Raw genomic sequence first — 9591 nt, 5'->3', positions numbered from 1 at the left:
GCTCGCGATGCGCCGCGCGGGCGGCGCTCGATCTCGCAGGCGCTGCCCCTCTCAAGGCAGGCTCAGCGATTCACCGAGACCTTGCTGAAATCCAGCCGCCCGAACGGGCTCACCTGATACCCCTCGACCCCTTGCCGCAGCAAGGCCGCTGCTGTCGGATGCGCCAGCGGCACCCACAGCGCCTGCTGCTGGATCAGGGTCTGTGCCTGCTGGTACAACCGGCTGCGCACGCTCTGGTCATTGGTGGTGCGCCCGGCGCTGATCAGTTGGTCCAGCCGGCTGTCGCAGAACCGCGCGAAGTTGGTCCCGGACTTGACCGCCGCACAGGAAAACTGCGGGCTGAGGAAGTTGTCCGGGTCGCCGTTGTCGCCCGCCCACCCCATGAACAGCAGGTCATGCTCGCCGGCCTTGGCGCGGCGGATCAGCTCGCCCCACTCGACCACGCGGATCTCGGTCTTGATGCCGATCTTGGCCAGGTCGGCCTGGAGCATCTGCGCCCCAAGGCTTGGGTTGGGGTTGAGCAGGCTGCCTGAAGGGCGGGTCCAGATGGTGGTATTGAAGCCTTCCGCCAGGCCGGCCTTGGCCAGCAACGACTTGGCCTTGTTCAAGTCCAGCGGGTAGCCAGGCAGGTCCTTGGCGTAGCTCCAGGTGTTGGGCGGGTAGGGACCATTTGCCGCGATGGCGGTGTCTTCGAACACGGCCTTGAGGTAGGCCTGCTTGTCGAAGGCCAGGTTGATGGCCTGGCGCACCTCGGGTTTGTCCAGCGGCGGGTGCTCGCTGTTGATGGCGACGAACGCGGTCATGAACGCCGGGGTGGTGGCGACCTTGAGGTTGCCGTCCTTGCCCGCTTCGGTGATGTCCACCGGCTTGGGCGACAGGGCCACCTGGCATTCGCCGCGCTTGAGCTTCTGCAGGCGCACGTTGGCATCGGGGGTAATGGCGAAGATCAGCGGGTCGACCGCAGGCTTGCCATCGAAGTAGTCCGGGTTGGCGCGGTAGCGCACCACGGCGTCTTTCTGGAAACGCTGGAACACGAACGGGCCGGTGCCGATCGGCTGGCTGTTGAGCTTCTCCGGGGTGCCGGCTTTGAGCAGGTTGTCGGCGTATTCGGCGGAATAGATCGAGGCGAAGCCCATGCTCAGGGTGGCCAGGAAGGTGGCGTCGGCATGGCTCAAGGTGAAGCGCACGGTATTGGGCTCAGGCGCCTCGATCGACTTGATCAGGCTGCCCAGTTGCAGCGACTGGGCGTGTGGATAGCCGCCCGGGGCCGTCTTGTGCCAGGCGTGGGCGGGATAGAGCATGCGCTGGAAGCTGAACAGCACGTCGTCGGCGTTCAGCTCGCGGCTCGGTTTGAAATAGGGCGTGGCGTGGAACTTGACGCCATCACGCAGCTTGAAGTCGTAGACCAGGCCGTCGGCCGACACCGTCCAGCTCTGAGCCAGGCTCGGTACTACCTTGCCCTGGGCCGCATCGAATTCGACCAGGCGGTTCATCAGCACGTCGGCCGAGGCGTTGGTGGTGGTCAGCGAGTTGTACTGCACCACATCGAAGCCCTCGGGGCTGGCTTCGCTGCAGACGCTCAGCGGTGCAGCATGGGCGAAGCCGGCGGCAAGCAGGGAGGTGAACAATAAGGAAAGGGCGGCGGCACGCATCGTGACTCCTTGGCTGTCAGTGGCCCATCTGCCAGTGCAGTCTGGAAACGTCCTACCCTAGTGTGCGCTTCAGGAAATGACCACCCTCTTTTTCAGTGGATCGGCGACGAGCGGTCGACAGTTCGCCGGGCTAGTCGCTATGCTGCTCGCGCGCCATTTGCAGCAACCAGATGCTCATCTTCTGTTGTTGTGGCGTAGTCTTTCTGGTATAAAGCAGCGCTCTTTTCTAGGGGCTCGGCCTGTCGCATCAGCGGATCCGGTCGATAAGACCTCCAGAATCACGGCGCCTGGCGCCAAAGACTGAGAGATTAAGCGGCCAACCCATGCCGGGTTGGGCATGTGGTTTTAGAGGGCTGAGTCATGTCGAGAGTCTGTCAAGTTACTGGTAAGGGTCCAGTAACCGGGAACAACATTTCCCACGCAAACAACAAAACCCGTCGTCGTTTCCTGCCGAACCTGCAGCACCACCGTTTCTGGGTTGAATCCGAGAACCGTTTCGTGCGTCTGCGCGTTTCTGCCAAGGGCATGCGTATCATCGACAAGCGCGGCATCGACGCCGTTCTGGTTGACATCCGTCGCGCTGGCGCCAAGGTCTAAGGAGAACATCATGCGTGAATTGATCCGTCTGGTTTCGAGTGCCGGTACCGGCCACTTCTACACCACCGACAAGAACAAGCGCACCACTCCGGACAAAATCGAGATCAAGAAATACGATCCGGTTGTTCGCAAGCACGTGGTGTACAAGGAAGCCAAGATCAAGTAATTGATCCCGGCGACCAGAAAAAACCCGCATCCGAAAGGACGCGGGTTTTTTTATGCCTGTCAGGGCCTCATCGCCGGCAAGCCGGCTCCCACAGAGGCCGTGCAGAACCTGCGGGAGCGGGCTTGCCAGCGCTTATTTCTGCTCGAACATCACATAGATCTTGCGGCAAGGCTCCAGCACCTCCCAGGTGCCCTTGAAGCCGGCCGGGATGACGAACCGATCACCGGCACGCAGGGTTTTTGCGCCACCGTCCTGGTCGCGCAGCACCGAAACACCCTGGACGATCTCGCAGTACTCGTGCTCGGTGTAGTTCACCGTCCACTGTCCGACTTCACCTTCCCAGACGCCCGCAGCGAACTGTCCGCATGGGCTGGAATAGTGGTTATAGACAGCCTGGTCGGGCTCCCCCTTGAGGATTTTTTCCGCCGCCGGGCGGTAGCGTTCGGCCTCGGTGAGGGCCTGGGCGAAGTCGATGATGTTGGCAATGGCCATGGTGCGGCTCCTGTTTTTGTTTAATAAAATGCACATCAGTAGGCTTTTGGGCCTTTCGTGTCAAATATATTGATACTTTACCCAGCCTGGTTTAGGGTATCGCTTGCCAGTGTGCGCTTGTCGCCCGGCCCGAATTCTGACAACGCCTGTGAGTCCTCAGTGCGGCGTTGCACCTAAACAAGAGGAGGAGTTTCGTATGACCACCCTGACTCGTGCAGACTGGGAACAACGTGCCCAGCAATTGAAGATCGAAGGCCGTGCCTTCATCAACGGCGAATACACCGACGCTGCATCCGGTGAAACCTTCGACTGCCTGAGCCCGGTCGACGGACGCTTCCTGGCCAAGGTCGCCAGCTGCGACCTGGCCGACGCCAACCGCGCCGTGGAAAACGCCCGCGCCACTTTCAACTCCGGTGTCTGGTCGCAACTGGCCCCGGCCAAGCGCAAGGCCAAGCTGATCCGCTTCGCCGAGCTGCTGCGCAAGAACGTCGAAGAGCTGGCGCTGCTCGAAACCCTCGACATGGGCAAGCCGATCGGCGACTCCTCCAGCATCGACATCCCAGGCGCGGCCCAGGCCCTGCACTGGAATGCCGAAGCCATCGACAAGGTCTACGACGAAGTCGCGCCAACCCCGCATGACCAGCTCGGCCTGGTCACCCGCGAGCCCGTGGGCGTGGTCGGTGCCATCGTACCGTGGAACTTCCCGCTGCTGATGGCCTGCTGGAAACTCGGCCCGGCCCTGGCCACCGGTAACTCGGTGGTGCTCAAGCCGTCCGAAAAATCCCCGCTGACCGCCATCCGCATCGCCCAGCTGGCCATCGAAGCCGGTATCCCGGCCGGCGTGCTCAACGTGCTGCCAGGCTACGGCCACACCGTGGGCAAGGCCCTGGCCCTGCACATGGACGTCGACACCCTGGTGTTCACCGGCTCGACCAAGATCGCCAAGCAGCTGATGATCTATGCCGGCGAATCGAACATGAAGCGCATCTGGCTGGAAGCCGGCGGCAAGAGCCCGAACATCGTCTTCGCCGACGCCCCGGACCTGCAAGCTGCCGCCGAAGCGGCCGCCAGCGCCATCGCCTTCAACCAGGGCGAAGTCTGCACCGCCGGCTCCCGCCTGCTGGTCGAGCGCTCGATCAAGGACACGTTCCTGCCGATGGTGATCGAGGCCCTCAAGGGCTGGAAGCCAGGCAACCCGCTGGACCCGCAGACCACTGTCGGCGCGCTGGTCGACACCCAGCAGATGAACACCGTGCTGTCGTACATCGACGCCGGCCACCAGGACGGCGCCAAGCTGGTTGCCGGTGGCAAGCGCACCCTGGAGGAAACCGGCGGCACCTACGTCGAGCCGACCATCTTCGACGGCGTGACCAACGCCATGAAGATCGCCCAGGAAGAGATCTTCGGCCCAGTGCTGTCGGTGATCGCCTTCGACACCGCCGAAGAAGCCATCGCCATTGCCAACGACACGCCGTATGGCCTGGCCGCTGGCATCTGGACCTCGGACATCTCCAAGGCCCACAAGACCGCCCGTGCCGTGCGCGCTGGCAGCGTCTGGGTCAACCAGTACGACGGCGGCGACATGACCGCGCCGTTCGGTGGCTTCAAGCAGTCGGGCAACGGCCGTGACAAGTCGCTGCATGCGCTGGAGAAGTACACCGAGCTGAAGGCGACCTGGATCAAGCTGTAATCCAGCGGGGCCGCTCTGCGGCCCTTTCGCGACACAAGGCCGCTCCTACAGGGCTCAGTGAAATCCTTGTGGGAGCTGGCTTGCCAGCGATGGGCTGCAAGGCAGCCCCAACCACAGCCGGGACGGTTTTCGCCGTCCCGGCTTTGTCGTCTCCGCTGTTCAAGAATTCTGCCTGGGAGGCTGCAATGCGCTGGGGAACCTACTTCGCCGTACTGGCATCGGTATTGAGCGTCGGGCTCGCGCTCGGCGTAAGCATGCCGTTGGTGTCCCTGCGTCTTGAGGCCTGGGGCTATGGCAGCTTTGCCATCGGTGTCATGGCGGCCATGCCGGCGCTGGGCGTGCTGCTCGGTGCCAGCCTGGCGAGCCGCCTGGCCGGCTGGGTGGGTGTGCCTGCAGCCATGCGCCTGTGCCTGTGGGGCGGCGCATTGTCGATCGGCCTGCTGGCGTTGCTGCCGAGCTACCCGTTGTGGCTGGCGCTGCGCTTGCTGATCGGCATGTCGCTGACCGTGGTGTTCATCCTTGGCGAGAGCTGGATCAACCAACTGGTGGTCGAGCAGTGGCGCGGTCGCCTGGTGGCGTTGTATGGCAGCAGCTACGCCCTGAGCCAACTGGCCGGGCCGCTGGTGCTGGGGTTTCTCGGCTCCGACGACGACTTCGGCTTCTGGGCCGCGACCGGTCTGCTGCTGTGCGCGCCCTTGCTGCTGTTGGGGCGCGGTGGCGCGCCCAGCACCGAGGCCTGCAGCGTGACGTTCGGCGACTTGTTCGCCTTCTGCCGTCGCCTGCCGGTAATCGCCTGGGCAATCGCCTTGTTCGCTTCCTTCGAAGCGATGATTCTTACCTTGTTGCCGGTGTACTGCCTGCAACAGGGTTTCACCACCGAAGTCGCCCTGTTCATGGTCAGTACCGTGGTGGTGGGTGACGCCGTGCTGCAGTTGCCCATTGGCGCGCTGGCCGATCGAATGTCGCGGCGCAGTCTGTTCACAGGGTGCGCAGTGACGTTGCTGTGCTCCAGCCTGGCGATTCCTCTGCTCTTGCATACCCCGGCGATCTGGCCGTTGTGGGTGCTGTTCGGGGCCAGCGCCGGTGGCTTGTTCACCTTGTCGCTGGTGCTGATCGGCGAGCGCTACCGGGACGACGCACTGGTGCGTGCCAATGCCCATGTGGCGCAGCTGTGGGGCATCGGCTGCCTGCTCGGGCCTTTGCTGGCAGGGGCGGGGAGCCAGTGGGTCAGTGGGCATGCGCTACTGTGGCTGATGGCGGCGGGGGCGGCGGGGCTGGTGTTGCTGACGCGTCGGCGTGGGGCTTTCGAGCCGGCTTCTACCTGAAGCAGGTTGGGGCTGCTGCGCAGCCCATCGCCGGCAAGCCGGCTCCTACAGGGTTCGGAGTGAGCTTCCTGTGGGCTTGCCGGCGATGAGGCACGCGACTACAACATCTTCTCCAGGCCGACCGCCTTGCTGATCCAGGCATTGAACCGCCGCCAGAGCCTGCCTGGCTCTGACGTCAGCATATGCCTGTGGCCGTTGTCCTCCGTCGCCCAGACCAGCTTGTCATTGACCAGCCTGACCTGATAGCTCAGCGCCGGCGCCATACCTTGCACGGCCAGCTCGCGGGTGTACTCGGCCAGCTCGGGGCTGTCCACCAGCACACCTACTTCGGTGTTCCACAGCACCGACCTGGGGTCGAAATTGAACGAGCCGATGAAGGTCTTGCGCCGGTCGAAGACGATGGCCTTGCTGTGCAGGCTGGAGTCCGAACTGCCGTGGAAACTCAGGCGCCCGGCGCTGGGGTCGCCCGGTTGGCGGCGCAGCTCGAACAGCTGCACGCCATGCTCCAGAAGCGCCCGACGATAGGGCGCATAGCCGCCATGCACCGCCGGTACGTCGGTGGCTTCCAGCGAATTGGTCAGCAGTTTCACCGACGTCCCTGCATCGGCGCGCCCGGTAAGGTATACAAGCCCCGTCTCGCCCGGCACGAAGTAGGCCGAAACCAGTATCAGCTCGCGATGCACCGCGGCCAGGTCCGGCGCCAGCTGCTGGCTCATCAGCAGGTGCGGGTCCGGTTCGTCGTCTGCCAGCACCTTGCTCGGCGCATCCCACAGTGCCTGGCTGTGGGCCCAGATCAGTTCGTTGCGCCAGACATCCAGGCGTGGCTGCGATTGATAGGCCATCAGACGGTCATACAGCGCCTTGCGCTTCACCCGTGCCTCGGCCAACGACACTTCCAGGCGCTGGCGGCTGGCACGCAGGTCTGCAGCGTCCGGTTGGCGCCAGAGGAAGTCGCCGATGGGCTGACTCAGGGCATGGTTCCAGTACTGGTCGAAACCGTGGCCCAGCTGCTCGGCCACAGGTCCCACGCCCAGCAGGTCGATGTCGGTGAAGTTGAGGTTGGGCTCGGCATCGAAATATTCGTCACCCAGGTTGCGACCGCCGACGATGGCCATGCTGTTGTCGACCAGGAACAGCTTGTTGTGCATGCGCCGGTGCTGCAGCGACAGATTGAACAGGCGGCCCACGGCCCGCGTGGCGCCGGTGCTGCGCCCCAGTTGCAGGGGGTTGAAGACACGGATCTGGATGTTCGGGTGGGCGTCCAGGGTGCCCATGATGACATCCAGGCCGTCGCTGGTGGTGTCGTCGAGCAGAATGCGCACGCGCACGCCGCGGTCGGCGGCGCGCAGCAGTTCATGCACCAGCGCCCGGGTGCTCAGGCCGTCATGGACGATGTAGTACTGCAGGTCGATGCTTGCCTGGGCGTTGCGGATCAGCTCGGCACGGGCGCGAAACGCCTCGTTGCTGTTGGGCAGCAGGCGGAACCCCGAGCGCCCGCCATAGGGCGCAGCCTGGCGTATGACCGAGCGGCCGAACGCCGATTCGCTGGCAGGCAGGGCTTGGCTGACTTCGCGGGGCATGTCGATGCTGGCGCAGCTTGCAAGGCAGAGCAGCACCAGCAGCAGAGGCAGGGCACGCTGGAGTGTCAAAGGTGGACCGTCCTGTACGGCAAGGGCCTGTGGGGGTTGGACCGCGGTGGGCGGCGCAAAGTTACGCCGGGTCGCTGTCTTCATCCAGTAGACGAAGGGCGGCTTCACCCACCTTGCGCACGGCGGCTTCGATCTGCGGCGTCGGCCGCGCGGCGAAGTTCATGCGCAGGCAGTGGCGAAACTTGCCCGAGGCCGAAAAGATGCTGCCCACCGCGATCTGCACGCCCTGCTCCAGTAAAGCCCGATTCAGCCGTAGCGTGTCGAAATGTTCGGGCAACTCCACCCACAGCATGAAGCCGCCCTGGGGCCGGCTTACGCGGGTGCCGGGCGGGAAGTAGCGCATCACCCAGTCGCTCATCAGGTCGCGGCCGCGCTGGTACTGGCTGCGCATGCGCCGCACATGGGGCTGGTAGTGGCCACCGGCGATGAAGTCGGCAATGGCCAGTTGCGGCTGACAGGCGGTGCTGCCGGTGCTGATGTACTTCATGTGCAGCACGCGCTCCAGGTAGCGGCCGGGCGCCACCCAGCCGACACGCAGGCCCGGTGCGAGGGTCTTGGAGAACGAGCTGCACAGCAGCACCCGGCCGTCTTCGTCGAACGACTTGAGGGTACGAGGGCGCGGATAGGTGTAGGCCAGGTCGCCATACACATCATCTTCCAGAACCGCCACGTCGTAGCGTTGTGCCAGGCTCAGCAGGGCCTTCTTGCGCGCCTCGGGCATGATGTAGCCGAGCGGGTTGTTGCAGCTCGGGGTGATCTGGATGAGTTTGATCGGCCACTGTTCGAGCGCCAGCTCCAGGGCCTCGAGGCTGATGCCGGTGAGCGGGTCGGTGGGTATCTCCAGCGCCTTCATGCCCAGGCCCTTGAGGGTTTGCATGGCACCGTGGAAGCTTGGCGAGTCCACTGCCACGATGTCGCCCGGCTCGCAGACTGCGCGGATGCTGCACGACAATGCTTCGTGGCAGCCGGTGGTCACCACCAGGTCTGCAGGGCCCAGGCGGCAGCTGGAATCGAGCATCAGGCGGGCGATCTGTTCGCGCAGCGCAAGGTTGCCGTGGATGTTGTCGTAATACAGGCCTGGCATGTCCTGACGACGACTCAGTTGAGCGAGGCTGCGCAGCAAAGGCTTGAGGGTCGGGCTGTCGACGTCGGGCATGCCGCGGCCAAGCTGCATCACATCCTGACGCGGGGTGCTGCGTATCAGTTCCAGAACCTGTTCCCACTGCGAGATATCCACAGGGCGCTGGGCCGGGCGGCTGACGGCGGGCAGGGCAGGGAGCTGGCGATGAACGCTGACGAAGTAGCCGGATTTGGGCCGCGGCGACACCATGCCGCTGTCTTCGAGCATGCGGTAGGCCTGCTGTACGGTGCTCAGGCTGACGCCGTGTTCCAGGCTCAGGGCGCGTACCGAAGGCAGGCGCTGGCCTGGGTGATAGAGGCCCTGCTCGATGCGTGCGCCGATCAACTCGGCGAGGTTCAGGTAGAGGGTCACGACATACTCCCGCGCGGTGGTGAAACAGCGACCAGTACAGTTGCGCTGAAAATACAGCATTCAGCGGCTTCATCGCCAATTCTGTATGGAAATAATAAGGCGCTATTGGATCTGTATTGTCGTTGTTGCCAACGTGCATGCTTTCCCCACGGTAACAGTCGAACGGGAGGGTGGAGCGATGGGTGGCATGAGCGATGTGCGCTTGCAACTGATGGCCAAGGAGCTGGAAAGCGGACAGCAGGCCAGGATTTTCAATGCACCGGCAGGGCTGGGCCGGTGGGGCCTGATGCTGCATCGCTGGCACACCCGCAGGGCCCTGCTGCAGCTGGACGATGACCAGTTGCGCGATATAGGCCTGACATGGGAGCAGGCCCGCGCCGAAGGCGGCAAGCCGTTCTGGAAGGATTGATTGCGGGCGCATGTCTTGGAATTTGTGGTGGTACGGAAATCGAGCGCCGCCCGCGCGGCGCATCGCGAGCTGCGCTCGCTCCTACGTTTGTTTTTGGCCAGTTATGCCTGTGGCAGATG

General features: G+C 64.0%; 9 protein-coding genes. 5 read left to right on the top strand and 4 right to left on the bottom strand.

All coding sequences use genetic code 11. The features are described 5' to 3' along the window. Positions 1-62 precede the first annotated feature (62 nt). A complete protein-coding gene (locus PPL01S_RS23820) occupies positions 63-1652 on the bottom strand; it encodes an ABC transporter substrate-binding protein (RefSeq protein WP_016394038.1) in 1590 nt (529 codons plus the stop codon). A 360-nt stretch (positions 1653-2012) separates the two neighbouring features. Between PPL01S_RS23820 and rpmB the strand changes: the two genes are divergently transcribed. Both rpmB and rpmG read left to right on the top strand, forming a co-directional pair. Further along, complete coding sequence (gene rpmB / locus PPL01S_RS23815; protein ID WP_008091535.1) at positions 2013-2249, top strand: 50S ribosomal protein L28; 237 nt, start codon at positions 2013-2015, stop codon at positions 2247-2249. 10 nt (positions 2250-2259) lie between these two features. Further along, complete coding sequence (rpmG, locus tag PPL01S_RS23810; RefSeq protein WP_003253507.1) at positions 2260-2415, top strand: 50S ribosomal protein L33; 156 nt, start codon at positions 2260-2262, stop codon at positions 2413-2415. Between the two features lie 132 nt (positions 2416-2547). Here the strand turns inward: rpmG and PPL01S_RS23805 are convergent, their stop codons facing one another. After that, positions 2548-2907 carry a cupin domain-containing protein gene (locus PPL01S_RS23805; RefSeq protein WP_016394039.1) on the bottom strand — a complete coding sequence of 120 codons (360 nt, stop codon included), beginning with the start codon at positions 2905-2907 and terminating at the stop codon, positions 2548-2550. Positions 2908-3103: 196 nt separating this feature from the next. Here PPL01S_RS23805 and PPL01S_RS23800 point away from each other — a divergent pair, with 196 nt between their 5' ends. Next, complete coding sequence (locus PPL01S_RS23800; RefSeq protein ID WP_016394040.1) at positions 3104-4597, top strand: aldehyde dehydrogenase; 1494 nt, start codon at positions 3104-3106, stop codon at positions 4595-4597. A gap of 185 nt (positions 4598-4782) precedes the next feature. Beyond that, complete coding sequence (locus PPL01S_RS23795; protein ID WP_016394041.1) at positions 4783-5922, top strand: MFS transporter; 1140 nt, start codon at positions 4783-4785, stop codon at positions 5920-5922. 98 nt (positions 5923-6020) lie between these two features. Here the strand turns inward: PPL01S_RS23795 and PPL01S_RS23790 are convergent, their stop codons facing one another. Both PPL01S_RS23790 and PPL01S_RS23785 read right to left on the bottom strand, forming a co-directional pair. Next, complete coding sequence (locus PPL01S_RS23790) at positions 6021-7571, bottom strand: phospholipase D family protein (RefSeq protein ID WP_028625869.1); 1551 nt, start codon at positions 7569-7571, stop codon at positions 6021-6023. A gap of 61 nt (positions 7572-7632) precedes the next feature. Then, on the bottom strand, positions 7633-9063 hold the full coding sequence (locus PPL01S_RS23785) for an aminotransferase-like domain-containing protein (RefSeq protein WP_016394043.1): 1431 nt from the start codon (positions 9061-9063) through the stop codon (positions 7633-7635). 178 nt (positions 9064-9241) lie between these two features. Here PPL01S_RS23785 and PPL01S_RS23780 point away from each other — a divergent pair, with 178 nt between their 5' ends. Next, positions 9242-9472, top strand: a complete 231-nt coding sequence (locus tag PPL01S_RS23780) for a DUF1127 domain-containing protein (RefSeq protein ID WP_016394044.1) — start codon at positions 9242-9244, stop codon at positions 9470-9472. Positions 9473-9591 lie beyond the last annotated feature (119 nt).

Origin of the sequence: Pseudomonas plecoglossicida NBRC 103162 = DSM 15088 (assembly GCF_000730665.1) — a bacterium.
GTDB lineage: Bacteria > Pseudomonadota > Gammaproteobacteria > Pseudomonadales > Pseudomonadaceae > Aquipseudomonas > Aquipseudomonas plecoglossicida.
The sequence above is the reverse complement of the archived record's forward strand: the minus strand, read 5'-3'. Positions and strand labels throughout refer to the sequence as shown.

Bases quoted from the DNA above. Each gene is read 5' to 3' on its own strand.
- PPL01S_RS23820 (WP_016394038.1), bottom strand. From the start codon at position 1,652: ATGCGTGCCGCCGCCCTTTCCTTATTGTTCACCTCCCTGCTTGCCGCC.
- rpmB (WP_008091535.1), top strand. From the start codon at position 2,013: ATGTCGAGAGTCTGTCAAGTTACTGGTAAGGGTCCAGTAACCGGGAAC.
- rpmG (WP_003253507.1), top strand. From the start codon at position 2,260: ATGCGTGAATTGATCCGTCTGGTTTCGAGTGCCGGTACCGGCCACTTC.
- PPL01S_RS23805 (WP_016394039.1), bottom strand. From the start codon at position 2,907: ATGGCCATTGCCAACATCATCGACTTCGCCCAGGCCCTCACCGAGGCC.
- PPL01S_RS23800 (WP_016394040.1), top strand. From the start codon at position 3,104: ATGACCACCCTGACTCGTGCAGACTGGGAACAACGTGCCCAGCAATTG.
- PPL01S_RS23795 (WP_016394041.1), top strand. From the start codon at position 4,783: ATGCGCTGGGGAACCTACTTCGCCGTACTGGCATCGGTATTGAGCGTC.
- PPL01S_RS23780 (WP_016394044.1), top strand. From the start codon at position 9,242: ATGGGTGGCATGAGCGATGTGCGCTTGCAACTGATGGCCAAGGAGCTG.